Consider the following 26,833-nt stretch of genomic DNA (forward strand, 5'->3'; position numbering starts at 1 on the left):
CACGTCCGGGGCGGCCGAGCGGCCCCGCGCACGGCATCACCCAATGCGCGGGCACATGCAGTGTTTCCTGGTGGTTCGCCCCCGCCTCGGCCGATGCGGATGCAAACACACCGGCGGAATTGCGCAAGTTGATCTTCGGGCGCCGGCGCGGCATTCCGGTCGCGGACGCGGGCCGGCGGCAATGAGTTCGGCCGCTGGCCGACATCGGCCGGTGGACGGCGGCCACCTTGCGTGCGTGCCAGGATACAAAGGGAGAGGCCACCGGCACCCCGGCAGGTCAGCACCATGATCGAATCCGGGGCAGGTGCGCGGAATGCCGGATCGGCGCGCCCGCGCACCGCGTTTTCCCCGGCTTATCGCCGGGGCCGTCCGGGCGGTGGCCTATGCTGATCGACGTGCGGGCGGTTCACAATGACCGCGCCCACCTGGGGAAAGCAACGGCGCCGTCCCCGCATCCGGCCACGGCATATGTCCGGCACGGCCCCGCCCCCTCGGGCCGTCGAAACTTCAACTTCCCGAAACAATGGCAGCAGGACAGGGAAATCCGGCCGTGATAGGAAATCCGAAAGCATGAATGAGTCTTCAATTCCTGTTCACCCGGACACCGCCGCCGCTATGGTGGAGTCGCATCGGGGCGCCCGCCGAGCCCGGTATCCCAGTGCCCCCGGCACGTGAACTCCCCCACCGCGGCCACCCCGCCCGGTTCGCTGCCAAAACCCGCAGAGGAATGGCTCACGGTCATGATGGTAAAGTCCGGAAGGCAGCCGAGTAAGCCCCCGCGCGGCGCACGGGCCGCGCAGTCGCCACCCTTCTCCCACCGTCCCGCAGTTGCACCGACCGCACAGCGTGACCGTATTCCCTTCGTGGCACACCGCAACTTCCGGCAAAGCGCTCCGTGAGGTTCCGTTGACTATTCGGATTGTCTTGGCAGACGACCACACACTTTTGCGTGAAGCGCTCCGTGAGGTTTTGCTGACGGAAGGCGACTTCCGAATCGTCGGTGAGGCCGGCGACGGCGAGTCCGTCGTCGACTGCGTCTCGCGGGTGCGCCCCGACGTGGTCCTGCTCGACGTCGACATGCCGCGCAGCTCCCCCGTGCAGACCGCCACCCGGCTCCAGGCGGTGTCGCCGGGCACGGCCGTGATCGTGCTGACCATGTACGACGAGCCCCAACTGGTCAAGGACATGCTCCAGGTGGGCATCAGCGGCTACCTGCACAAGGGGATCAGCCGCCGCGACCTGATCGCGGCCATCCACAGCGCCGCCAACGGCCAGCAGCAGGTCACCATGTCGGTCTCGCGCGACACCATGGTGTCGGTGGGCTCGGGCTCCTCGGGCCTGCTCTCCGAGCGCGAGCAGGAGGTGCTGTCGCTGGTGGCCGTGGCCATGAGCAACCGGCAGATCGCCATGCGGCTGTCCATCACCGAGGGCACCGTCAAGCGGCACCTGCGCAACATCTTCGGCAAGCTCGGCGCCGAGTCGCGCATGGACGCGGTCAACAAGAACAAGGCCGTGGTGGCCGAGCGCTACCACCGCCGGGCCTGACCGCCGCCCCGCCCGGCCCGCCCGCCGCGCCGCCGCCCCCGCTGTCCCCGCCCCGCGCCCCGGCGGGTCCCTCCTGGTGGAGCACGCGGTGCGCCGCCCCGGCCAGCAGGCGAAGTGGGCTACCATACACGCCGGTACGCCCGGAAACGCGCAGCGGGCAAGGGGACGGCCGCCTGGGGAACCGCGGCACGGAGAGTGTAACCTTATGGATAGCGATACTGTCCGCTATCACAGTGGACCGTGCGCGTGGCCACCGAAGGCGGCGACAACGTAGGGAGGCCGGTCCATGCGGATCGCGGAGCTGAGTCGGAGTACAGGCGTGCCCGCGCCCACGATCAAGTACTACCTGCGCGAAGGACTCCTTCCCCCGGGCGAGCGCACCAGCCGCAACCAGGCCCAGTACGACGAGCGCCACGTGCGCCGCATCAAGCTGGTACGCGCGCTCGTGGAGGTCGGCGGCCTGTCCATCGCCACCGCGCGCGACGTGCTGGCCCGCATGGACGCCCCCGAGCACGGCCTGCTCACCTCCCTGGGCAAGGTCCAGTTCGCCATGTCCACCCCGCCCTCGGCCACCGTCGAGGACGAGGTGTGGGACGAGGCCGTGCGCCGCGTGGACGAACTGATCGAGCGCCGGGGCTGGCGGTCGGTGCCCTCCAACCCCGCCCGCAGAACCCTCGCCTCGGTCCTGGCCACCCTCCAGCGCCTGGGCCAGACCGACAAGCTCGACCTCCTCGACAGCTACGCCGACGCCGCCGAGCGGATCGTGGACGACGAGATCGAGGTGCTGCTGCGCCGCCCCGACCTCGACAGCCTCGCCGAGGGCCTGGTGGTGTGGATCGCCCTGGGCGACGTCATGTTCAGCGCGCTGCGCCGCATCGCCCAGGAGAGCGCCGCCACGCCGCGGGTGCCCGACTCCAACGGCCAGGCGCCCGCCGGGGCCGGGGCCGACGCGGCGGACACCGACGCCGACGCCGACGGCGACGGCGAGGACCCCGGTCCCGAGCCCGCGAGCCCGGCACCGGAGTCCTGATCCCTCCGGCGCTCCGCCCGCGCGGGCGGAGCGCCGCTCAGCCGGCGGCCGGCGCCGCGTCCATCAGCCGGCGCAGCTCGGCCACCGCCGCGCCGGTGTCGGCGAACCGGATCGCCTGCCAGCCCGCGGCCACCGCGCCCTCGCAGTTGTTGGCCAGGTCGTCCACCAGCAGGCACTCCTCGGGGCGCACCCCGGCGCGCTCGGCGGCCAGGTCGAACATGTCCCTGCCGGGCTTGCGCCGGCCCACCTCGAAGGACATCACCACGTCGTCGAAGACCGACTCCGGCGGCACCATGCGCCGCCAGTGCGCGTCCCAGGCCGGGGGCATGTTGGAGAGCATGCCGACGAACACGCCCCGCGCGCGCAGCGCGTGCAGCTCGTCCAGCCACGCCTGGTTGGTCTCGCGGTCGTCGAACCAGGTGTCGGCCAGCGAGATCAGGGAGGCGTCGATGCCGTCGGACTCGCGCAGCACCTGGGCCACCTCGTCCAGCCACTCCCGCTCGGTCACCAGCGGGGTGTCCAGCGGCAGCATCATGTCGTCGGTGCCGTAGCGGGCGGTCACCGCGAACACGGCGCGCATCAGCGGCTCGGGCGGCAGCTTGGTCTTGGCGCAGAACGCGGCGAAGGTGTGCTCGACCGGCGGGGTGAGGACACCGCCGAAGTCGGTCCAGACGGCCTTGATGGTGGTCGGTTCGATCGTCACTGGGGTGTCCCCGTTCAACTGTGCGCGCGCTGGGCGCGGCCGGTGGCGTGGGTGGTCGGGCGGACGGCGGGTGGCGGGGGTGGGGGGTGCGGCGGGGCGCGGCGCGGGGCGGGGGGGGGGGCGCCCCCCCCCGCCGGGGGGGGGGGGGCCCCGGGGGGGGGGGGGGGGGTGGGGGGGGCGCCCCCCCCCCCCCCGGCCGGGGGGGGGGCCCCCCGGGGGGGGGGGCGGCGGTGGTGCGGGGTCAGGCCGCCGGCGCCGAGGTGGTGGGGCGGGCGGTGCCGGTGCCGGTGCCCGCGCCGGCGGGCGCGCCGTACTCGGCCGGGCGCGTGGCCAGGCCGCCCAGCAGGGCGCCCAGGCAGGCGGTGAACACCACGGTGCCGGTCCACATCTCGGCCGGCCAGCGGATGCCCTCGGCCAGGTGCAGGCCCAGCAACTGGAAGGACCACACCAGGGCGGGGAACAGCGCGCCGGCCAGCGGCAGGCGCAGCAGCGCGGTGGTGCCCCGGCGCCGGTCCAGCAGCACCAGCAGGCCGTCGGCCGCGGCCGCGCCGGCGATGGCCATGACGGCGGCCAGGGTGTGGACGTCGGGGAGCTGGTTGATCGCCAGGAAGTAGACGATCACGCCGGTGGTCACGGCGGTGCCCATGCCCGGCAGGGCGGCGCGGCGGCGCAGCATCAGGATCAGCGGGATGGTCAGCAGCAGGGTGGTGATGAAGTAGGCGGTCACGCCCTGCACCGCCACGTACTCGTCGGGGGTGTCGACGATGCCGCCGTAGTCGCCGAGTTGGGGCGCGTAGGCCACGGTGGGCGCGCCGGTCATGAACGCCGACACGTAGGTGAGCAGCACGGTGGCGGCGATGGCGGACATGGCCGCCGAGATGATGCCGGTCGCCGCGCGCCAGCCGTTCTCGCCCGAGGCCCACCAGGACCGCAGCGGGCTGGTGACCAGCAGCAGGCCGCCGATGCTGACCAGGGTGTGGCTGGGGCTGAAGGAGGGCAGCAGGCCGATCTCGATGCCCAGGATCTGGTGCCAGAGCATGTCGCCCACGCCGCCGGCGCCGAAGACCAGCACGCCCAGCGCGCCCACGCGGTAGCCGTTGGGCCAGCCGTCCCACCACCAGCGGGGATGGCGGTCGCGGCGGCGGTAGGCCAGCAGGAACGTCCAGACCACGGTGGCCAGGAACCCGGTGTAGAGCACGGCGTGCCACCAGGTGAAGAAGCCCTCCAGGGTCTCAATGACGTTCTTGTGCGCCCAGCCGTCGAGGGTCACGCCGAGGGTCATGACGCCGCCCAGCGCGACGGTGACCCAGTCGTCGCGCTGGGACGCCATTCCGCTGCCGGCGCTGAGCGGGCCGGAATCCCGGCCGAGAACGGTGCTGCGGTCCATGTGGCCTGCCTCCTCGGATTCCGTCGGGGTCGCCGCCCGCCGGCCGCGGCGCTGTTTTCCCCCGGCCCGGCGGTGTTCGCGTCGTACGCGCACGCCCGGTGGCCGAGAGTAAGCGGCGGACCCGCCCGAAAACCAGCTTGGAATTACTTTGCCAATGGATTCTCGCACGCAGTGCTCAAGCAGCGGTGAATCGCCGATCAAAGTGCGATGCAATGGCCATACAGGTGCTCCTACACCGCAATGACGCCGCTTGCGCAGGTCATCGCCGCAGCTAGATTATGGCGTTGGTGGCGAATCCAGCAAGAGCCGACGCCGTTGACGCGGCTCCCTCAGCGGATTTCCCCGTTGATTTTCCGGCACTCCCCAGCATTACCCGGATTTCCCCAGCTTTCCAGTTCCCCCCTGTTTTCCAGTCCCCGGCCAGCTAAGGGTAGGCGTAGATGAAGGTTGTCCCGAAGGCGTCGACTCTCGTCGAATCGCTTTCCGCACAGGCGCGGGAGCGCGGTTCGGCGACCGTCTACCGGTTCCTGCCGGACGGCGAGAACGAAAAACGCGCGCTCACCTTCGCCGAACTCGACCTGGAGGTGCGGGCGATCGCCGCGCACCTCCAGCGGGCCGTGGCCCCCGGCGCGCGGGCGCTGGTGCTGACCTCGGAGGCGGAGGACTTCGTCCGCGCGTTCCTGGCCTGCCAGTACGCCGGGGTGGTGGCGGTGCCGGTCTACCCGCCGCTGCCGCTGAACTCCCCGCGCAAGGTCGAGACGCTGCGCGCCATCGCCCGCGACGCCGGGGTCGCGGCGGTGCTGTCCAGCTCCACCGCCGGCTACCGGGCGCACTTCGCCGAGGCGGCCCCCGAACTGGCCGCCGCCGCCTGGATCGCGGTGGACACCGTGCCCGACCACGACGCCGCCGACTTCCGGGCGCACCGCGCCGAGTCGTCCGACGCGGCGTTCCTCCAGTACACCTCGGGCTCCACCGCCCTGCCCAAGGGCGTGGTGGTGACCCACGAGGCGCTGATGCACAACCAGGAGTACATCCGCCGCGCCGGGGACTACACCCCGGACACGACGATCGTGAGCTGGCTGCCGCTGTTCCACGACATGGGCCTGATCGGCACCGTGCTGCCGGCGGTCTACGTGGGCCTGGAGGCGGTGCTGATGCCGCCGCTGGCGTTCGTGCAGCGGCCGGTGCGCTGGCTGCGCGCCATCACCCGCTACCGCGCCACGGTGGCCGGCGGCCCCAACTCCGGCTACGACCTGTGCGTGCGCCGGGTGCGCCGCGAGGACCGCGAGGGCCTGGACCTGAGCGGCTGGCGCATCGCCTTCAACGGCGCCGAGCCGGTGCGGGCGGCGACCCTGGACGCCTTCGCCGCGGAGTTCGCCCCCCAGGGGTTCGCCGCGCGGGCGTTCTACCCCTGCTACGGGCTGGCGGAGAACACGCTGATGGTCACCGGCTCGCGGATCTCGGGCGGGGCGTCGGTGGTGGACGTGGACCTGGCGGTGCTCCAGAGCGAGCGGCGGCTGGCCCTGGGCGGCGGCCACCGGCTGGTGGGCTCGGGCCGCCCGCTGGCGGGCCGGCGGCTGGCGGTCGTGGACCCCGACACGCACCTGGAGGTGCCCGCCGGCGCGGTCGGCGAGATCTGGTCGGCCGGCCCCGACGTGGCCGCCGGCTACTGGAACAACCCCGAGGAGACCGAGCGCACCTTCCGGGCGCGCCTGGCCGACACCGGTGAGGGGCCGTTCCTGCGCACCGGCGACCTGGGGGTCATGCACGAGGGCGAGCTGTATGTGTGCGGCCGGATGAAGGACGTGGTGATCGTCGAGGGCCGCAACCACTACCCGCAGGACATCGAGGCCACCGTGGAGGCCGCGCACCCGGCGGTGCGCGTCAACTGCGTCGCCGCCTTCGCCGTGGAGCGCGACGACGCCGAGCGCCTGGTGGTGGTCGCCGAGATCGACCCCGCCCACCGGACCGTGGACCTGGCCGAGGTCGACCGCGCGGTGCGCGGCGCGGTCGCCGCCGCCCACAGCGTGCCCGTCGGCGAGGTCGCCTTCGTGGCGCCCGGTGCCGTACCCAAGACCACCAGCGGCAAGGTGCAGCGCCGCGCCTGCCGCGCCGCGTTCGAGCAGGGCGCGCTGACCCCGGCCCGCGGGGCGTCCGCCCAGGGGTCGCGGCACTACGAGGGAGCCAAGTGATGTTTGACCGCGATGCCGTCGCCGACTGGCTGATCCAGCGGATCTCGGAGGTGCTGGAGGTGCCGGCCGAGACGGTGCTGCCCGACACCCCGTTCATGCAGATCGGCCTGTCCTCGGTGCAGGCGGTGGAGCTGACCGACGACCTCCAGCGCTGGACCGGGCTGACCATCCCCCCGACCTTCGCCTACGACTACCCCACCATCGCCGAGGCCGCCGCGTTCGTCGCGGCCGAGGCGGCCGGCGCCGTGCCCGGCGCCCCGCCCCGGGCGGCCGCGCCGGCGGTGTCCTCCGGCGAGCCCGTCGCGATCGTGGGCATGGGCGCCCGCATGCCCGGCGGCGGCGGGCTCGCGGGCTACTGGGCGACCCTGCTGGAGGGCGTGGACGCCATCAGCGAGGTCCCCGCCGACCGCTGGGACGCCGCGGCGCTGTACGACCCCGACCCGGCGGTGCCGGGGAGGATGAACACCCGCTGGGGCGGGTTCGTGGAGGGCGTCACCGACTTCGACAACGCGTTCTTCGGGCTGACCGCGCGCGAGGCCGGGCGGATGGACCCCCAGCAGCGCATGGTGCTGGAGGTCGCCTGGGAGGCGCTGGAGAACGCCGGGATCGCCCCGGCCGGGCTGGCGGAGTCGGCCACCGGGGTGTTCATGGGCGCCTCCACCTACGACCACGGCGCGGCGCTGCTGGCCTCGGGCGGGGAGTCCGAGCCCTACGACGGCACGGGCGGCGCGCTGAGCGTGGTCGCCAACCGGCTGTCCTACTGCCTGAACCTGCGCGGCCCCAGCATGGCCGTTGACACCGCCTGCTCCTCCTCGCTGGTGGCCGTGCACCTGGCCTGCCAGGCGCTGCGCAACGGCGAGGCCGACCTGGCGATCGCCGGCGGCGTCAACGTCATCACCAGCCCCAAGATCGCGCTGAGCTTCAGCAAGGGCGGCCTGATGGCGCCCGACGGCCGGTGCAAGACCTTCGACCACCGCGCCGACGGCTACGTGCGCAGCGAGGGCGTGGGCGCGGTGGTGCTCAAGCCGCTCTCGCGCGCGCTGGCCGACGGCGACCGGATCTACGCCCTGGTGCGCGGCGGCGCCGTCAACCAGGACGGGCGCACCAACGGGCTGGCCGCGCCCAACCGCCTGGCCCAGGAGGCGGTGCTGCGCGCGGCCTACGCGGCCGCCGGGGTGGACCCGGCCGAGGTCGACTACGTCGAGGCGCACGGCACCGGCACCGCCGTGGGCGACCCCATCGAGGTGGGCGCCCTGGGCACGGTGCTGGGCGCCGGGCGGCCCGCCGACCGGCCGCTGCGGGTGGGCTCGGCCAAGTCCAACGTGGGCCACCTGGAGGCCGCGGCGGGGGTGGCCGGGCTGATCAAGACGGCCCTGGCCCTGTACCACCGCACGCTCCCGCCCAGCCTGCACTTCGAGAAGCCCAACCCGATGCTGGGCCTGGACCGGCTGCCCGTCGCCGTGCAGACCGAGGCGGCTCCCTGGCCCGAGCGCGCGGGCGGCGCGCCCCTGGCCGGGGTCAGCTCCTTCGGGTTCGGCGGCACCAACTCCCACCTGGTGCTGGCCGCCGCGCCCGAGCCGGCCGGCGGCGCCCGCTCGGTCGCCCCGGCCGAGGCCGCCGCCGAGACCCCCGGCGTCACCGCCGAGGAGCCGGCCCCCGCGCGCACCCACCTGGTGCCGGTGTCGGCGCGCACGGAGGCCGCGCTGGCCCGCCGCGCCCGGGAGTGGGCGCGCCTGGCCCGCGCCAACGCCCACGACCCCTCCTGGCTGCCGCGCGCCGCCGCTGCCGCCGCCCTGCGCGGCGACCACGACCGGCACCGCGCCGCCGTGGTGGCCGCCGACGCCGCCGAACTGGCGGCCGGGATGGACGCCGTGGCCGCCGGGGAGCGCTCCGCCGACGTCTGCGGCCCCAACACGGTGTCGCGCCGGACCCGCCGCCCGGTGCTGGTGTTCCCCGGCCAGGGCTCCCAGTGGGAGGGCATGGGCCGGGAGCTGGCCGCGGCGGTGCCGGCGTTCCGCGCGGCGATCCGCCGCTGCGACGCCGAGATCGCGCGCTGGCTGGGCCGCTCCCTGTGGAGCGACGACACCGGGCTGGTCGCCAAGGGCACGGCCGAGGTGCAGCCGGCGCTGTTCGCCATCGAGGTCGCCCTGGCCCGCACCTGGCAGGCGTGGGGGCTGGCCCCGGCCGCCGTGGTCGGCCACAGCATGGGCGAGATCGCGGCGGCCCACGTGTCGGGCGCGCTGTCGCTGACCGACGCCGCGCGGATCGTGGTGGAGCGCAGCGGCCTGCTCACCGAGCTGTCGGGCAAGGGCGGGCTGGCGCTGGCCGAGCTGGACCTGGCCGAGGCCGAGGAGATGGTGCGCGGCCGCGAGCACGAACTGGCCATCGCCGCGCTCAACGGCCCCCGGGCGACCGTGCTCTCGGGCGACCCCCAGGCGCTGGACGCGGTCATCGCCGACCTGGAGGGGCGCGGGGTGTTCGCCCGCCGCATCACGGTGGAGTTCGCCGCGCACAGCCCCCAGGTGGAGCCGATCCAGCCGCGCCTGCGCGCGGCGCTGGCCGGGATCGCGCCCGGCCCGGCCGACACCGACCTGTACTCCACGGTCACCGGCGAGCCGGTCGACGGCCGCGACCTGGGGCCAAAGTACTGGGAGCGCAACGTGCGCGCCACCGTGCGGTTCGCCCCGGCGCTGGAGCGGGTGCTGGCCGACGGCCACGACACGTTCATCGAGGTCGCGCCGCACCCGGTGCTGATCCGCTCGGTCACCGAGACCGCCGGCGCCTCCGGCGGCGCCGAGGTGGCGGTGGTGTCCTCGGTGCGCCGCGACGAGGACGAGGCGCGCGGCATGCTGCGCGCCCTGGGCGAGCTGTACACCGTGGGCGTGGCCGTGGACTGGACCGCCCTGTACGGCACCGCCGCCGCGCACGTGGACCTGCCCCCGCACGGCTGGGAGCACCGGAGCTTCCCGCTGCTGCGGCCCAGCGGCACCCCCGCCGGGCTGCCGGGCGCCGGTGCGGCGGCCGGCGGACTGCTGGGGCCGCGCGTCCCCGTGGGCGCCGACCCCGCACTGCGGCTGTGGGGCCTGCCGCTGGAGGTGGCCTCGGCCCCCGAACTGGCCGACCACGTGGTGGACGACATCCCGGTGGTGCCGGGCGCCTACTGGCTGGCGGCCGCCGCCCAGGCCGCCTCCGCCGTCGCGCCGGGCGGGCCGGTGCTGCTGGAGGAGGTCACCTTCGTGCAGCCCTGCCCGCTGGCGGGCGAGCGCGACCCCGGCCTCCAACTGGCGCTGCGCCCCGCCCCCGAAGGCGGCGACACCCTGCTGATCACCTCCTTCCGCGCCGGCGCGCCCGTGGTGCACGCCCAGGGCGTGGTGGGCGGCGCCGCCGAGGGCGCGCCCGCGCACCCGCCGCTGGCCGAACTGCGGGCCGCCTGCACCGCGCCGGAGTCCGTCGAGGACCTGTACGAGCGGCTGGGCGGCACCGGCCTGCACTACGGCCCGCGCTTCCGCGGGCTGGCCGAGCTGTGGGCGGGCGCCGGGCAGGCGCTGGGCCGCATCGCGCTGCCCGAGGGCCTGGGCGCCGGCGCGCCGCCGCTGCACCCGGCGCTGCTGGACGCCTGCTTCCACACCGTGGCGGCGGCCGTGGGCGAGCGCCGGGGCGAACTGCCGCTGCCCTCGGGCGCCGAGGGGGTGTGGTCGCGCCAGGACGGCGCGCCGCTGCGCGCGGGCTGGGCGCACGCCCGGGTGGTGGACTCCCGGGGCCGCGACCTGGTCACCGAGGTCACCGTGTACGACGACGCCGGGGAGCCGGTGTGGTCGGCGCGGCGGCTGCGGGTGACCATGGCCGCGCGCCGCCGCGACGTCGAGGAGGGCCGCCTCTACCAGGTGCGCTGGCAGCCGGTGGAGCCGCCGCGCCCGGCGGCCGGCGCGGGGGCCTGGCTGCTGCTGGCCGACCGCGACGGCGCCGCGCGCGCCCTGGCCGACCGGCTCGCCGCCGCCGGCGGGCGCAGCCTCATCGCCGTGTCCGGTCCGGCCACCGCGCCCGACGAGCGCTCGCTGGAGACGGCGGGCTACGCCGGCCTGCTCGCCGAGGCCGCCGGACTGGGCGCGCCGCTGCGCGGCGCGGTGGACCTGCGGGCGCTGTCGGGCGGACCCGACGCCCCCAGCGCCGAGGCGCTCGTCGGCCGCGCCGCCGACGCGCTGGAGCTGACCCGGGCGCTGGCCGGCGCCGCCCGCGAGGGCGAGGCGCCGCGCCTGTGGCTGGCCACCTCCGGCGCCCAGACCGCGTTCGGCCCCGCCGGCGCCGCCGGGCTGCCCGGCGCCGCCCTGTGGGGCCTGGGCCGGGTCGTCGCCAACGAGCACCCCGAGACGGCGTGCACCGTGGTCGACCTGGACAGCCCGGTGCGCCGCACCGACCTGGAGGCGCTGGCGGCGCTGCTGCGCGCCGAGGACGTGCCCGGCCAGGTGGTGCTGCGCGAGGGGGTGCTGACGCCCCGGCTGGCGCCGCTGCCCTCGGCGGCGGGCGCGGCCGAGGCGCCCGTGCGCGGCGACCGCACCTACCTGGTCACCGGCGGCCTGGGCGCCCTGGGCCTCCAGACCGCCCGGTGGCTGGTGGAGCGCGGCGCCCGCCACCTGCTCCTGCTGGGCCGGTCGGCGCCCTCCGACCGGGCGCGGGCCGCCGTCGCCGAACTGGCCGCCGCCGGCGCCCAGGTGCGCGTGGAGCGGGCCGACACCGCCGACGCCGCCGCCCTGGGCGCGGTCCTGGCCGGCCTGGGCACCGGCTCCTCCCCCGCCCTGGCCGGGGTGTTCCACCTGGCGGGGGTGCTGGAGGACACCCTGGTCACCGACCTGGGCGCCGAGGGCCTGCGCCGCGCCATGGCGGGCAAGGCGCTGGGCGCCTGGAACCTGCACACCCTCACCCGCGACCAGCCCGTCGAGCACTTCGTGCTCTTCTCGTCCATGGCCGCCGTGCTGGGCTCGCCGGGGCAGGGCGCCTACGCCGCCGCCAACGCGGTCCTGGGCGCGCTGGCCGGGGAGCGCGCCGCGCTGGGGCTGCCCGCGCTGTGCGTGGACTGGGGGCCGTGGGGCGGCTCGGGCCTGGCGGTGAGCGCGGGCGGCGTGGACCGGCTGGCCGCGCGCGGCGTGCCGCCGCTGTCGGGCGAGGTCGCCTTCGAACTGCTGGAGGAGGCCATGCGCGCCGGCGCGCCCTCGGTGGTCGCCGCCGCGTTCAACTGGGCCGACATCACCCGCACCGGCGCGCTGCCCAGCGTCCGGCTGCTGCTGGCCGACCTGCTGCCCGCCGAGGGCGCGGCGGCGGGCCTGCGCGGCACCGCCCGCCAGGCGGTGCTGGCGCTGGAGACCCACGAGGCGCGCGCCGAGGCGCTGCGCGGCTTCCTGCTGGAGCAGGTCGGCTCGGTGCTGGGCGTCCCGGCCGCCCGCCTGGACAGCGCGGTGCCCTTCCAGGAGCTGGGCTTCGACTCCCTGATGGCGGTGGAGCTGCGCAACCGGCTGGAGTCGGCGCTGGAGGTCCGCCTCTCGGCCACCATGGTCTTCGCCCACCCCACCGTGGACGAGCTGACCGCCGGCCTGCTGGACCGGCTGGCACCCGACATCACCGCCGCCGCACCCGCCCCGTCCGCCGCGGGCGGCGCGGGCGGCGCGGACGGCGACGCCGACGGCCTCGCCGAACTGGACGACGACCAGCTCTGCGCGCTCCTGGCCGAGGAGCTGGGCGTGCTCGACACGATGGAGGAGCAATGAGCCAGCGAGCCCCCCAGGACCAGCGCCGCCTGCTGGAGCAGGCGGTGCGCCAGTTGCGCGAGACCCGGTCCCGGCTGGAGGCGGCCGAGCGGGTGCGCGACGAGCCCGTGGCCGTGCTGGGCGCCGGCCTGCGGATGCCCGGCGGCGCCGACGACCTCGACTCCTTCTGGGAGCTGCTGAGCACCGGCGCCGACACGGTCGCGCCGCTGACCGACAGCCCCGACGGGGTGCGTCCGCCGGTCGCCGAGCGCCCGGCCACCCGCCACCAGGCGGGCCAACTGGACCAGGTCGACGCCTTCGACTCCGGGTTCTTCGGGATCTCCCCCGAGGAGGCCGACCGGATGGACCCCCAGCAGCGCCTGGTGCTGGAGGCCGCGTGGGAGGCCGCCGAGGACGCCGGCCTGCCCGCCGATGCGCTGCGGGAGGCCAACACCGGGGTGTTCCTCGGCGTGTACGGCACCGACTACCTGACGATGCAGCTCACCCGGACCGGCATCAACGCCTACACCGCGCCCGGCGGCGCGCACAGCATCGCCGCCAACCGGCTGTCCTACCTGCTGGACCTGCACGGCCCCAGCGTCGCGGTGGACACCGCCTGCTCCTCCTCGCTGATGGCGGTGCACCTGGCCGTCCGGGCGCTGCGCCAGGGCGACTGCGACCTGGCCCTGGTGGGCGGGGTCAACCTGGTGCTGTCCCCGCTGTCCACCGAGGTCACCGGGCGGGTGCTGCCGCTGGCGCCGGGCGGGCGCTGCCGCGCCTTCGACGCCGCCGCCGACGGCATCGTGCGCGGCGAGGGCTGCGGCATGCTGGTGCTGGCCCGGCTGGGCGACGCCCGCGAGCGGGGCGGGCGGATCCGCGGCGTCATCCGCGGCAGCGCCGCCAACCACGACGGGCGCACCAACGGGCTGACCGCGCCCAACCCCCGCGCCCAGGCCGACCTGCTGCGGCGGGCGCTGGCCGACGCCTCGGCCGCGCCCGAGGACGTCGTCTACATCGAGGCGCACGGCACCGGCACCCCGCTGGGCGACCCCATCGAGGTGGAGGGCCTGCGCGAGGTCTACGGCAAGGGCGACCGGCCCTGCGCGGTGGGGTCGGTCAAGACCAACTTCGGCCACCAGGAGGCCGCGGCCGGGATCACCGGGCTGATCAAGTCGCTGCTGGTGCTGGAGCGCGGCGTGGTGCCGCCGCTGCTGCACCTGACCCGCCTCAACCCCGAGATCGACCTGGCGGGCAGCCGCATGACGCTGCCCACCGCCCCGGCGGCGCTGCCCGACGACGGCCGGCCGCGCCTGGCGGCGGTGAGCAGCTTCGGGTTCGGCGGCGCCAACGTGCACACCGTGCTGGAGGCCGCGCCGCCGGCCGCGCCGCTGGGCGGACCCGAGCCGCACAAGCTGCTGCTGCCGCTGTCGGCGCGCGGCGGCGCGGCGCTGACCGCGCTGGCCGCCCGCTACGCCGAGCGGCTGGCCGGCGCCGACGACGCCGAGGCCGCCCGGGTCTGCGCCGCCGCCGCGACCGGGCGCACCCACCACGGTCACCGGGTGGCGCTGAGCGCCGCCGACGCCGAGGGCCTGCGCGCCCAACTGGCGTCGGTGGCCGCCCCGGCCCTGCCGGTGCGCACCGGGGCACGCCCGCGCCTGGCGTTCGTGTTCAGCGGCCAGGGCTCGCAGTGGGCGGGCATGGGCCGCGCGGTGCTGGAGCGCGAGCCGGTCGTGCGCGCCGAGGTGGAGGCGTGGGACGCCGCCGTCTCCGCGCGCGCCGGGTGGTCGGTGCTGGAGCAGCTCACCGCCGGCGAGGAGACCAGCCGGGTCAACGAGACCGAGATCGCCCAGGTCACCATCGCCGCGCTCCAGGCCGGCCTGGCCGCCCTGTGGCGCTCCTGGGGCGTGCGGCCGCACGCCGTCGTGGGCCACAGCATGGGCGAGATCACCGCCGCGGCGGCGGCCGGCCTGCTCGACCGCGACCAGGCGGTCGAACTGCTGCTCAAGCGGGCGCGGCTGACCGAGACCGGCGCGCGCGGTGGCGCCATGGCCAGCGTGGCGCTGCCGCTGGAGGAGGTGGAGCCGCTGGTCGCAGGCGTGCCCGGGGTGGGCATCGGCGCCGTCAACGGCCCGCGCTCCACCGTGGTCTCCGGCGCGCCCGAGGGCGTCGACCGGGTGCTGGCCAGGGTCGCCGAGCGCGGCGCGGCCAGCCGCCGGCTGCGCGTGGAGTACGGGTTCCACAGCCCCCTGCTGGAGGAGCAGGGCCGGGAGCTGGCCGGCGCGGTCGGCCACATCGCGGCCCGGCCCGGCGCCGAGGGGATCCACTTCTACTCCACGGTCACCGGCACCCGGCTGGAGGCCGCCGCGCTGGACGGCGGCCACTGGGCGCGCAACCTGCGCGACGCGGTGTACTTCGCGCCCGCCATCACCGCGCTGGCCGAGGCCGGGGTGACGATGTTCGTGGAGATCGGCCCGCACCCGGTGCTGGTGCGCGACATCGCCACCACGGCTGAGCGCGCCGGCGCCTCCCCCGTCGCGGTGGGCAGCCTGCGGCGCGGGCACACCCCCGCCACCTCGCTGGACGCGTCGCTGGGCCGGCTCTACACCGCCGGGCTGGACCCCGCCTGGGACCGGGTGCTGGGCGTGCCGCCGGTCCCGGTGGCGCTGCCGCTCTACCCCTGGCAGCGGCAGCGGCACTGGCTGCCGGCCGAGGTCGTGGACGCCTCGGCGGCCGCGGCCCAGGCCGCCGAGGCAGCCGAGGCGGCCGCCGCGCCGGAGGCCGCCGAGGCCGCGCTGGCCCCGGGCGCGGCCGGCGGCGAGGTCTCCGTGGAGGAGCGGGTGGCGGCGCTGTCGCTGTTCGTCCGCGAGCGCATCGCCAAGGCGCTGGGGCGGCCCGGCGCCGGCGACGTGCCCGGCGACGCGGTCCTGGAGACCCTGGCCCTGGACTCGCTGGTGATCGTGGAACTCAAGAACCAGGTCGAGACGCGGCTGGGCGCGCTGGTGCGCCTCCAGACGCTGCTGGAGGTGCTGGAGGGCGGCACGGTGGACGACCTGGCCCGCGCCATCGCCGCCGACGAGGCCGCCACCCGCGCCGCGGCGGGCGCCCCGGCCGCCGCCGGGGAGGCCCGATGAGCACCGGCCCCCGCACCGCCGCCGCCCGACCCGCCACCGCACCCGCCGTCCCCGCACGCGCCGCATCCGCACCCACCACCGCACCCGCTGTCCCCACCCCCGCACCCACCACCGCCCCCGCACCACGACTGGCCGGCGCCGGGTCCGCCCCGGACGCCGGGAGGGAGTCCAGATGACCGTCGCCTCCGCACCGCAGCGGACCACCGCCCTGCTGCGCACCCGGCCCGCGGTGCTGCGGGCCGCCGTTCCCCAGCCCGCCGCCACCGTGCGGCTGGTGTGCTTCCCGCACTCCGGCGGCGGACCGGCCGGCTACCACCGGTGGGCCGCCGCACTCGCCCCCGACATCGAGGTGTGGCCGGTCACCCTGCCCGGCCGCGCCGGGCGCGCCCGGGAGCCGCTGGCCCGCGAGTGGGGCCCGCTGGTCGAGGAGGCCGCCGCGGCCGTCCTGGAGGAGGTCCCCGGCCCGGTCGCGCTGTTCGGCCACAGCCTGGGCGCCGCCCTGGCCTTCGAGGTGGCGCGGGCCATGACCCGCGCCGGCGAGCCGCCCGCGCACCTGCTGGTGTCGGCGCGCACCGCGCCGCAGCAGCCCCGGTTCCGGCTGGAGCTGCCGGCGGGCAACGCCGAACTGCTCGACGTGGTCGACCGGGCGTACGCGGGCGTGCCCGCGGCGGTCCGCGACTCCGCCGAGCTGCGCGACCACTTCACCCCGATCCTGCGGGCCGACCTGGAGCTGTCCAACTCCTACGCCTTCCGGCCCGGCCCGGCGCTGCCCTGCCCGATCACCGCGCTGGGCGGGGAGACCGACGCCACCGTGTCGGCCGCCGACCTGGCGGGGTGGGGCGACCACACGCGGGCGCGGTTCGAGGCCCACCTGTTCCCCGGCGGCCACTTCTACCTGGAGGAGGCCCCGGCGCCGGTGCTGGACACCGTCTGGCGCAGCGTCGTCCGCCCGGCCTGACCCGCGCCGCCCCCGCGCGCCCGCCCCGGCGCGCGGGCACGGCTCCCGGCCGCCGGGGCGGACGGCGCCGGACCGCCTCGGCGCGGCCCGGCCGCCCCGGCGGGCACCCCGACCCCGTTCCGATCCGCAGTCCGCGCCGAGCAGGAGATGACACGCCCTATGACCGAATCGACCCAGGCCCTCGCGCCGCCCGTCGCCGCCCTCAGCTTCGAGCAGACCGTGCCGTGCTCGGTGGCCCACCGCCGGGCGCTGGGCGAGGTGTTCGTCGCCGACTCCGCGGCGGGCCCCGACGGCGACGTCTTCCTCGCCCTCCAACTGCCCCGGGCGCACACGCTGTGGTTCGACCGCACCACGCCCTTCCACGACACGTTCTCGGTGGCCGAGGCCGCCCGCCAGGGGTCGTTCGTGGCCTTGCACCGGCACCTGGGCGTGCCGGTGGGGCTGCCCTTCACCCTCCAGCGCTTCGAGTTCGCGGTGGCCGACCTGGAGTGCTACCGCGACAGCGGGACCGCCCCGCTGGAGGGGATCCTGCGCTACACGGTGGCCGACCGCGCCGACCGGGGCACCGACTTCAGCGAGATGCGGCTGCGCGGCGAGGTCACGGTCGGCGGCCGGCCGGCCATGACCATCGACGCCGACGTGGTGTTCCTGGCCCGCGACGACTACGCCGCGCTGCGGCGCTTCCAGCTCTCCCGCAAGCCCGCCGGTGAGCCCTTCACCCCGCCGCCGCCCTTCCCGCCGGAACTGGTGGGCCGGCTGGACCGGCGCAACGTGGTGGTGGGCGACTCCCCCGTGGCGAGCGAGGGCGGCGAGGCGCGGTTCGCGTTCGTCGTGGACCGCACCCACCCCTCCTTCTTCGACCACGACTACGACCACGTGCCCGGACCCTTCATCGTGGAGGGGTTCCGCCAGGCCGCGCTGGTCACCGCCGTCCGCACCGGCGCCGCGGCCTCCCCGCTGATGGCGGTCACCGGCTGCGCCACCCGCTTCACCAACTTCGGGGAGTTCGACTCCCTGCTGGAGTGCACGGCGGACGTGGGCGAGGTGACGGCCGAGGGCGCGGTCACCGTCGAGGTGGGGCTGCACCAGTTCGGCAAGCGCCTGGCCGAGGGGCGGGTCGAGCTGACCCCCCTTCCGGAGAGGTGAGCGTGCCCGCGGTCGCGGAGGTCCCCGGCCCCGGCGACGCCGAGGACGTCACCGAGGTCGTGCTGGTCGGCGGCCCCGCGGACATCCCCGCGGAGCTGCGCGTCCACCGGCTCCGGGCCGGGGAGTCCACGATCAAGCTCCTGCACAACGGCGGCTACGAGCACTTCGAGTGCGTGGTCTCCACCCTCGGGCGCGGCCGGCCCCCGGTCTTCCAGTGGACCGGGCGCACCCGCATCGCCGAGTGAGCCCGCCGCCCCGAGCCCCGACGCCCCGATCTTCCTCCGACCGCCTCCGAGCCCCCAATCCCCCACCGCCCCGCGGCATCCGCGCCGCGGGGCGGCCCGGCACGCAGACCCTGAGCGCCCCCGTCCGGCGCCGAAGAGAACCGGGCCGAGTGCCCGGTTCTTTTCGGTTGACCGCGCGCGGCGCGCGCGGCGGGCGGCCCCCTTCACCGGGGGCCGGCCGGCGCCGGGACGCCCCGCCCGGACGCACCCGCCCGCTCACCGCACGCGGCAGGCACCCGTGCACCCACACGCCATGACGCTAGGCAAGGAACGGGAGACAACGTGAAATCGACAGGTGGACCCTCACCTGGCCCGGTGGACGTCCGGACGCGCTCGCTGGCGCCGGATCTGACCCGGGGCTACATGCTGCTGCTCATCGCGCTGGCCCACGCGCCGCTGTTCATCTCCGCCACCGGCGACGCCACCGGCGCCGACCGGTTGGTGGAGACGGTGCGCTCGCTGCTGGTGGACCAGCGGGCCCGGCCGCTGTTCGCCTTCCTGTTCGGCTACGGCCTGGTGCAGATCATGATGCGCCAGCAGGCGCGCGGCACCGAGGAGTGGGGGCCGATCCGCCGGCTCATCAGCCGCCGGGGGGTGTGGATGATGGCCATCGGGCTGGTCCACACCGTGCTGTTCGTGGACATCATCGCCGTCTACGGGCTGGTGTCGATCCTGTTCGTGGGGCTGCTGCGAGTCTCCGACCGCGCGCTGCTGTGGGGCGCGGGCCTGGCCATGCTGCCCACGCTGGGCATCGGCTGGATCGTGGCGGGCGGCGCCCTGGCCGGGGAGCCGGGGATCATCACCACCTCCATGACCATGCAGGACCCGTGGGTGTCGGCGGCCCACCGCTTCCAGTCGCTGCCAGTGGAGTTCGCCGGGCGCATCCTGGGGGTCACGCCCGCGCTGCTGATGGGCTTCTGGGCGGCGCGGCGGCGGATCCTGGACGAGCCCGCGCGCTACCGCCGCCCCCTGGTCGCCACGGCCGTGGCGGGGCTGGGCACCGCCGTGCTCGGCGGGCTGCCCGCAGCGCTGATGTACTCGGGCCTGTGGACCCCGCCGCCCGCACCCCTGGGCCAGTTGCTGGCGACCCTGCACTACCCGGCCGGGTTCGCGGGCGGGCTGGGGTGGGCGGCGCTGATGGGCCTGCTGGCCCTGCGCCTGGACGCGGCCCGGGGGCGGATCGCCACCGCCGTGGAGGCGCTGGGCCAGCGGTCGATGAGCTTCTACCTGCTCCAGTCGGTGGTGTTCGTGGGCCTGTTCACCCCCTACGCGCTGAACCTGGGCGCCGAACTCAGCGTCACCGAGGCGTCCCTGGTGGCGGTGGGCGTGTGGGTGGCGTCGCTGGTGCTGGCCGACCTGATGCGCCGAGCGTCCCACCGGGGCCCGGCCGAGATCCTGCTGCGCCGCCTGACCTACGGCCGCCCGGCGGCGGCTGCGGCGGGCGCTGCGGCGGGGGTGGCGGGACCTGCGGGCGGCGGCCCGGGCGCCAGCCCGGGCACCGGCCCGGGCACCGGCCCGGGCACCGGCCCGGGCACCGGCCCAGGGCGGCCCGACAGCCCGGGAGCGCGCACCGGGGGGTGAGCCCCGGCCCTGAGAGGCGAGAGGTGGAGGGCCGTCCGGCGCTGTGCGCCGGGCGGCCCTTCGGCGTGGCAGGAAATGAGAAGAGCTGGTGGGGCCGCGACTCGGGGACGGCGACCACCGCCTCTCACGGCAGGGGGTGAGGTAGCGACGAGGGCGGCGAAGGGCGGAAGGGGTCGGGGCTGCGGGCAACGGTGCTCTTAGCGAGGGTTCGGGTGCCGACGGGGGCAGCGAAGGCCAGCGGGGGTCGGGGGCGGCGACCACCGCCTCTCACGGCAGAGGTTGAGGTAGCGACGGGGGCAGCGAACGCCGGAGGGGGTCGGGGCTGCGGGCAACGGTGCTCATAGCGAGGGTTTGGGGTTGCGACGAGGGCAGCGAACGCAGGCAGGGGCCGGGGCCGCGGCGATCGGTGCTGTCCGTGGGCGGTTGCGGCCGCATCGGAGGCGGCTGCAGCGGCCGGGGCGGGCCGCGGCGGGCTTGGTGCGCGGCGCGGCCGAGGGCGGGGCGAGCAAACTCGCATGTCTACGGTATACAGACCGCCCATTTGTCAATCTTTGCCCTGTTTGTGCCCACGCACCCCAGCGCCAAGGGCGCCCGGGAGGCCACCCAGGCACCCGAGTGACCGCATGGCGAGACACCCAGGGTGGACACCACGACCTTTTGTCCGCAATGCCCGTTCCAATGAGCGGCGAACACGCTCTACCCGCCGATACGACGGACCGCAGTGGCAGTTCGCGGCGAAAGAGGCCGTTCTCGTCTCACCATGTGAGATTTCAAAGGCGTGGCGCCCGATATGCCCGGTTCGGGGAATCGCCGGTCGCGGCCATCGCACACTTGCGCACGGCACGCCGCGCCGAGCCGGTCCCGCCCGCCCCGGCCATCCGCCCGCCGTCGTCGCCTCGTCGCGACATCAGCCATCCGCCCGCAAGGCGGAAAACGCTTACCGTCGCCCCCGGTGGCCCTCGCTGCCCCGCCGCCATCCCCACCACCCACCCCCCGCAGCGGAATCCGCCTGCCCCGCCAACGGACACAACGGCGGAGCCCGCCGCTCCGGCTGGGGCCGGGGCGGCGGGCTCCTGGTCTCGGCGGTGGACGGAGCCGCCGGCCGCGCGGGGTCAGGTCGCGGCGGTCTGGCCCTTGGGGGCCACGGCCGAGTCTCGGGCGGGCGGCGGCGGGGTCCCGGGCGCGGCCGGGTCGTCATCGTCGTCGCCGCTCTCCTCGGGGATGCCCCAGCGCTGCCACCAGCGGGCCATGGGCGCCGGCGCCCACCAGGCCCACCGGCCCAGCAGGCGCATGGTGGCGGGCACGAGGAGTCCGCGCACGATGGTGACGTCGACGGCCAGCGCGATCACCAGGCCGACGCCGATCATCATCAGCACGCTGATGCGGGTGAGCATGAAGGAGGCGACCACCACGCCCAGCAGGATCGCCGCGGCCGTCACGATGCGCGCGGTGTGCTGGACGCCGTAGGCCACCGACTCCACGGTGTCGCCCGTCTTGAGGTAGTTCTCCCTGATGCGGGCCAGCATGAACACCTCGTAGTCCATGGCCAGGCCGAAGGCCACGGCCGCCACGAGGAGTGGCATGTTGGCGTCGATGTAGCCGGGTGACTCGAACCTCAGCAGTCCTGAGAAGTACCCCTCCTGGAAGATCAGCACCATGCCGCCGTAGGCCGCCGACAGCGACAGGGCGTTGAGGATCAGTGTCTTGATCGGCAGGATCACCGACCCGAAGGCCATGAACAGCACCACGAACGACACAACCGCGATGATGACGCCCATCCAGATGAGCCGCTCCCAGAGCATGTCGAGCATGTCGACAACGCCGAACGGGCGGTTGGTGAACAGCGCCTCGGCGCCCTCCGGCGGGTCGAGGGCGCGCAACTCCTCGGTCATGGGCCCGGCCTCAGGACCCATGGGGTCCATCAGGTAGTACAGCGTGATCCGGGCGAGGTCGCCGTCGGCGCCGGTGACCGACCCGCGGGTGATGCCCTCGGTGGCCACCATCTCGTCGGTGAACTCCTCCAACTGCGCCTGCGCCTCGGGCGTCTCTGCGGAGCCGGGCATGCGCACGACCACGGTGACGATCTTGCTGGGGTCGAACCCGAAGTCCTCGGCCAGTTCCTCGGTGACCACCAGGCTGTCGGTGCCCGGCGGCAGCGCCCACTCGGCGGGGCGCGCCCAGTTGGCGCTGAGCAGCGGCAGGCCCAGGGTGATCAGCACGATCACCAGCGACACCGTGGTCAGCACCGGGCGGCGCATGACGGCGTGGGCGGTGCGGTACCAGCCCTGGCCGCCCTCGGCGCCGTGCCGCGCGTCGCGGCGGCGGCCGAACCGGGGCAGCGGCACCCGCAGGGAGTTCACGCGGGGGCCGACGATGTAGAGCAGGGCGGGCAGCACGGTGACGGCCGCGATGACCGCGAAGATGACCACGCTGACACCGGCCCAGGCCAGCGACATCAGGAACCGCGACGGGAACACCAGCAGGCCGCCCAGGGTGGCGGCGACGGTCAGGCCCGACACCACGACGGTGCGCCCGGCGGTGGCCATGGTGCGGGTGACCGCCTCGGCCACCGGCTGGCCCTTGTCCAACTGCTCGCGGAAGCGGTTGACGATCAGCAGCGCGTAGTCGGTGGCCAGGCCCAGGCCCAGCACGATGACGACGTTGATCGCGATGGTGGACAGGTCGACGAACCCGCCGACCAGGCGCAGCACGGCCAGGGAGCCGACGGCCACGACGATGGCGATGGCCAGCGGCAGCAGGGCGGCGACCACACTGCGGAAGACGAACAGCAGCAGCACCAGCAGCAGCGGCGTGGCGACCAGCTCGATGACGCCGAGGTCCTCGGCGCTGATGCCGTTGAACTGGTCGTTGACCGCGATCAGGCCGCCGAAGCGCTCCTCCAGCTCCTCGACCTCCAGCAGCGCCTCGAAGTCGGTGTTCTGGTAGTGCTCGACCCGCTCCTCCTCGCTGCTTCCGGGCAACTGGAAGGTGATGTAGGTCTTGTGGCCGTCCTCCGACACGTAGTCGTCGGCCTCGATGGGCCCGGGTCCGGGGTCCCAGTGGCTGCGCTGCCAGTCGTAGGCGTCGGCGGGGACGTGGGCCACCGCCTCCTCGACCAGGCGGCGGAACTCGGGGTCGTCCACCGTCATGTCGTCGCTCTCGTAGACGACGATGACGTCGGCGGTGTTGCGGCCGAGGTCGCCCTCCTGGAGGATCTCGTCGGCCTGCGTGGACTCGGCGTGGGGGTCGTCGAGCCCGCCCCCGCCGCCGAGCGTGCCTCCCGCGCCGGCCCCCCAGACCCCGCCGAGGACGATGAACAGGACGGCGACGGCTAACACCCATCGACGGTGCCGGATGCAGAACTGGCCTAGTGCGGAAAACATGGTCGTCCTTGCCTCTCCCTCGGTGATCGCCCGCCGTCGGACTGGAGCGAAGATCAAACGGTACGAATAGCAGCGCTAACCACTATCGGTACCTACCCTATCCATATTCTCGCCAAGTCGGGGAACATGCAAGGGGAAAACAGATAGCGGAACTACTCGCTATCGTAGCGACGGGCCCCCGTCAGAGGAAGGCCATGGCGCGTACCGGTGCGCCGAATCCCCCGCGCAGCTTGGGCACGCCGACGATGAGGGTGGCCCCGCGCTCGGGCACCTCGTCCAGCGCCGCCAGGTTCTCCAGCCCGTAGCGGCCGGTGGTCAGCAGCGTGCGGTGGGTCAGCGGCTCCACCCGGGTGCCCACGTCCAGGCTGGTGGTGTCGGTGCCGAACCCGACGATGTCGCGCTCGGCGATCAGGAACTCCGCCGCCTCCACGCTGACGCCGGGAAAGCGCATGACCTCGGCCGCCCGGTCGAACTGGAGGAACGCCTCGGCGTCGTCCACCCGCCGGTACCAGCCGCTGTCCATGGCCACGAACGCGCCCTCGGGGATGCGGCCGTGCTCGCGCTCCCAGGCGCGCAGGTCGTCCACCGTCAGCTCGGTGGTGTTCTCCCGCTCGGCGCGGTCGGCGATGCGCACCACCACCAGCGGGGCCACCAGGTCCTCCAGCCGGATCTCGTCGGCGGTGGCCAGGCCCGCCTCGGAGTGCGCGGGGACGTCCATGTGGGTGCCGGCGTGCTCGTTGAAGGTCCACTCCGCGGAGTTGAACCCCATCACGTCCTCGAACATGACCTGCCGCTGCTCGGGCTTGCGCACGTAGAACTGGAACACCGGGAAGTCGGCGCTGAGCGGGTGGGTGAGGTCCACGATCCGCCGGCCGCCGCGCCGCAGCATGTCGGGGACCGACTCCGGATAGTCGGAGGGGGCCGGCGGGTCGGCCGGGGCGGGCGCGGCCGCCGCCGGGGAGGCCGCCAGCACGGCGGTCCCGGCCAGGCCCAGCGCGCCGGCCACGGCCGCCCGCAGCGCGGTGCGCCGCGAGGTGGCGGAGCGGCCGGGCGCGGCGGAGGCGTCCGCCTCGGCCGCCTCGCGCGCCTCGGCGGCCGAGGCACCGCGGTGGGCGTGGTCGTGTGACGCGTGGCCGTCGGCGGCGGGGCGGCCGGCGGTGCGGGCGCCGGCCTCCGGCGCGCTGTGCCTGGCCGGGACCGCCTGGTGGCACCGGCACACCTGCTGGTCCTGTGCGCCGATCGCGGCCAGGATCACTTGGGGCGAGCACATGGTGTGACTCCTCAGTCGTGGGGGTGGTCAGGTCCGGCCGGTGGGCCCGGACGGCTCCATGGAGGGCTCGGCGGGCGGTTCGCCACCGGGGCCGGCCGCGCCGGCCGCGTTCCCGATGTCAGGGCCGGAGGTCGCAGAGCTGGGGAGCGCGGCGGCGGGCGCGGTCGAGGGGACGGGGCGGCGCGGGGCGGGGTCCGCCCCGCCGGGGACCGTGCCCTCAGGGGCGCCGGGCGGCGCCGGCTCGTCGCGCAGGCCGAAGCGCTCCTGGAAGCGCTTCAGCGGTGCGGGCGCCCACCAGGTGGCGCGCCCGGTCAGCGCCATCAGGGCGGGCAGCAGGAACCCGCGCACCACGGTGGCGTCCATGAGGATCGCCAGGGCCACGCCGATGCCCAGCATCTGCATGTTGGTGATCTGGGAGGAGCCGATGCCGAACAGCACCACGGCCAGGATCAGCGCGGCGGCCGTGACCAGCCCGCCCGTGCGCTGGAGGCCCAGGGCGATCGCGGCGCGGTGGTCGCCGCCGCGGTCGTACTCCTCCTTGATGCGCGACAGGACGATGATGTTGTAGTCCATCGACAGCCCGAAGGTCAGGCAGAACATCAGCACCGGCAGCGTGGTCTCGATCTGGCCGATGGGGTCGAACCCCAGCAGCGCCGCGCCGTTGCCGTCCTGCCAGATCCACACGGCCGCGCCGAACATCACGGTCAGGCTCAGCCCGTTGAGGACCAGGGTCTGCACCGACACCAGGACGCTGCCGGTGAACAGGAACATCAGCACCAGGGCGGCCACGACGATGATCGCCAGCGCCACCGGCAGCCGCTCGGCGAGCGCGTCCTGGGCGTCGAAGAAGGTCGCGGCCTGCCCGGTCACCAGCGCGCCGGGGATCTCCCGCAGCTCCTCCACCATGGCGCGACTCTCCGGTGAGACCGCGGCGATGTCCTCCTCGGGCACCACCGAGAACGCCATGCGGTCCCCGGCGATGCGCTCGGTGTCCACGGGGGTGGGCGCGAAGGCCAGCGCGCCCTCCTGGAAGGTGCCCAGCGGGGTGACGACCGCGAACACCCCCTCCATCTCCGACAGCTCGGCGGCCCGGGTGGGCACCAGCAGCGGGTCCTCGGCGGGGTCGTCCACGGGGACGGGCAGCAGCACGTCGATGCTGCCGTCGGCGCGGCCGGGGAACTCCTCCTGGGCGGCCTCGGCGACCTGGCGCGACTCGGAGTGGCCGGGCAGTTGGCGGTGGTCGGCCGGCCCCAGCTCCACCCGCAGGAACGGCACGGCCAGCAGCAGGAGCAGCGCGGTGGTACCCACGGCGAACAGCGGCGCGCGGCGCATGACCGCCATGGCCAGGCGGTACCAGGTGCGCCCGCTCTGCCGCTCGTCGGACTCGCTGACGGCGGCGCGGCGGCGCAGCCGCAGCATCCGGTAGACGTCGAGGGCGTCGATGCGGTGGCCCAGCAGCACCAGCGCGGCCGGCACCATCACCAGCACGGCCGCCGCGCAGAACAGCACCACCGGGATCCCGGCGTAGGCGAAGGAGCGCAGGAAGTACTGCGGGAAGACGAGCATGGAGGACAGCGCCACGGCGACCGTCAGGGCCGAGAACACCACGGTGCGCCCCGCCGTGGCGATGGTGGCGCCCACGGCGCCGCGCACGTCGGGCCGGCGTTCGCGCTCCTCGCGGTAGCGGCGCAGGAACAGCAGCGCGTAGTCGATGGCCAGGCCCAGCCCCAGGCCGGTGGCGAGGTTCTGGGCGAAGATCGACACGTCGGCGAACTCGGTGATCACCCGCAGCACGCCGTTGGTGGTGGCGATGGTGACCAGGCCGACGACCAGCGGCACCAGCGCGGCCACCACGCTGCGGAAGACGAAGAGCAGGATGACCAGGGTGATCGGCAGCGCGAACAGCTCGCCGCGCACGGTGTCGGCCTCGACGGTGGACTCGGTCTCGGTGCGCACCGCCGCCTCGCCGCCCAGCTCCACGCCGACGTCGCCCTGCTCGCCCCGGTACTCCGGTGCCAGGCGGGTGAAGGTCTCGGAGACGGTGTTCTCGTCGCCGGTGATGCGGGCGGTGATCATGGCGGCCCGGCCGTCGGTGGAGCGCAGCGGCAGGGCGCCGCTGGTCCAGTAGGAGGTCACCCCGGTGACCCCTTCCTCGGCCGCCAGCCGCTCCACCAGCTCCTCCCCCGCCGCGACCACGTCGGGGTGCTCCACGGGGGTGTCCTCGGCGGTGGGCCGCACCAGCAGGACGAGGTTGGGCCGGCTGCCGGGGAAGCGCTCGTCGACGATCTCGGTGGCGCGGGCCGACTCCGAGGACAGGTCCTCGGTGCCGCCGCTGAGCAGGCGGGAGGCGGCGCCGGAGCCCAGCACCATCATGGCCGCCACGAAGGCGAACGAGACGACGAGCACGAGCACGGGCCGCGCTGTCAGCTTGTCGAGTCTTGCGAACATCAGGTTTCTCTCCGGCTCGAACAGGCGGGTGGGTGCG

The 26,833-nt window shown here is 75.3% G+C and carries 14 protein-coding genes; 9 read left to right on the forward strand and 5 right to left on the reverse strand.

Translation table 11 applies throughout. From position 1 onward, the window contains the following. Positions 1-846: 846 nt before the first annotated feature. Both LG943_RS17210 and LG943_RS17215 read left to right on the forward strand, forming a co-directional pair. Positions 847-1,545 carry a response regulator gene (locus LG943_RS17210; protein WP_408648604.1) on the forward strand — a complete coding sequence of 233 codons (699 nt, stop codon included), beginning with the start codon at positions 847-849 and terminating at the stop codon, positions 1,543-1,545. A 286-nt stretch (positions 1,546-1,831) separates the two neighbouring features. Beyond that, a complete protein-coding gene (locus tag LG943_RS17215) occupies positions 1,832-2,575 on the forward strand; it encodes a MerR family transcriptional regulator (RefSeq protein ID WP_270073317.1) in 744 nt (247 codons plus the stop codon). A 37-nt stretch (positions 2,576-2,612) separates the two neighbouring features. Here LG943_RS17215 and LG943_RS17220 read toward each other — a convergent pair whose 3' ends face one another. Both LG943_RS17220 and LG943_RS17225 read right to left on the reverse strand, forming a co-directional pair. Continuing rightward, on the reverse strand, positions 2,613-3,278 hold the full coding sequence (locus LG943_RS17220; protein WP_270073318.1) for an HAD family hydrolase: 666 nt from the start codon (positions 3,276-3,278) through the stop codon (positions 2,613-2,615). Between the two features lie 241 nt (positions 3,279-3,519). Further along, the gene (locus LG943_RS17225; protein ID WP_270073319.1) at positions 3,520-4,665 is read right to left on the reverse strand and encodes a hypothetical protein; all 1,146 of its coding nucleotides are present in this window, start codon (positions 4,663-4,665) and stop codon (positions 3,520-3,522) included. Positions 4,666-5,105: 440 nt separating this feature from the next. Here LG943_RS17225 and LG943_RS17230 point away from each other — a divergent pair, with 440 nt between their 5' ends. From LG943_RS17230 to LG943_RS17260, 7 genes are all read left to right on the forward strand, one after another. Further along, positions 5,106-6,857 carry a fatty acyl-AMP ligase gene (locus LG943_RS17230; protein ID WP_270073320.1) on the forward strand — a complete coding sequence of 584 codons (1,752 nt, stop codon included), beginning with the start codon at positions 5,106-5,108 and terminating at the stop codon, positions 6,855-6,857. After that, the gene (locus tag LG943_RS17235; RefSeq protein WP_270073321.1) at positions 6,857-12,616 is read left to right on the forward strand and encodes a type I polyketide synthase; all 5,760 of its coding nucleotides are present in this window, start codon (positions 6,857-6,859) and stop codon (positions 12,614-12,616) included. The genes LG943_RS17230 and LG943_RS17235 overlap by 1 nt, the downstream gene beginning before the upstream one ends. Further along, positions 12,613-15,726, forward strand: a complete 3,114-nt coding sequence (locus LG943_RS17240) for a type I polyketide synthase (RefSeq protein ID WP_270073322.1) — start codon at positions 12,613-12,615, stop codon at positions 15,724-15,726. The genes LG943_RS17235 and LG943_RS17240 overlap by 4 nt, the downstream gene beginning before the upstream one ends. 172 nt (positions 15,727-15,898) lie before the next feature. Beyond that, the gene (locus tag LG943_RS17245; protein ID WP_270073323.1) at positions 15,899-16,684 is read left to right on the forward strand and encodes a thioesterase II family protein; all 786 of its coding nucleotides are present in this window, start codon (positions 15,899-15,901) and stop codon (positions 16,682-16,684) included. 159 nt (positions 16,685-16,843) lie between these two features. Next, the gene (locus tag LG943_RS17250; RefSeq protein WP_270073324.1) at positions 16,844-17,830 is read left to right on the forward strand and encodes an AfsA-related hotdog domain-containing protein; all 987 of its coding nucleotides are present in this window, start codon (positions 16,844-16,846) and stop codon (positions 17,828-17,830) included. Positions 17,831-17,832: 2 nt separating this feature from the next. After that, the gene (locus tag LG943_RS17255; protein ID WP_270073325.1) at positions 17,833-18,075 is read left to right on the forward strand and encodes a DUF5988 family protein; all 243 of its coding nucleotides are present in this window, start codon (positions 17,833-17,835) and stop codon (positions 18,073-18,075) included. 354 nt (positions 18,076-18,429) lie between these two features. Continuing rightward, the gene (locus tag LG943_RS17260) at positions 18,430-19,695 is read left to right on the forward strand and encodes a DUF418 domain-containing protein (RefSeq protein ID WP_270073326.1); all 1,266 of its coding nucleotides are present in this window, start codon (positions 18,430-18,432) and stop codon (positions 19,693-19,695) included. A 1,112-nt stretch (positions 19,696-20,807) separates the two neighbouring features. Here the strand turns inward: LG943_RS17260 and LG943_RS17265 are convergent. The 3 genes from LG943_RS17265 to LG943_RS17275 all read right to left on the reverse strand — a co-directional run bounded on the left by LG943_RS17265 (position 20,808) and on the right by LG943_RS17275 (position 26,796). After that, positions 20,808-23,033, reverse strand: coding sequence for an MMPL family transporter (locus LG943_RS17265; protein ID WP_270073327.1), 2,226 nt, complete (start codon positions 23,031-23,033; stop codon positions 20,808-20,810). A gap of 226 nt (positions 23,034-23,259) precedes the next feature. After that, complete coding sequence (locus LG943_RS17270) at positions 23,260-24,348, reverse strand: cyclase family protein (protein WP_270073328.1); 1,089 nt, start codon at positions 24,346-24,348, stop codon at positions 23,260-23,262. Positions 24,349-24,375: 27 nt separating this feature from the next. Beyond that, positions 24,376-26,796 (reverse strand): MMPL family transporter, encoded by a 2,421-nt coding sequence (locus LG943_RS17275; RefSeq protein WP_270073329.1) that lies wholly within the window; start codon positions 26,794-26,796, stop codon positions 24,376-24,378. Between the last annotated feature and the right edge of the window lie 37 nt (positions 26,797-26,833).

The organism is Streptomonospora mangrovi (assembly GCF_027604915.1).
Lineage (GTDB): Bacteria > Actinomycetota > Actinomycetes > Streptosporangiales > Streptosporangiaceae > Streptomonospora > Streptomonospora mangrovi.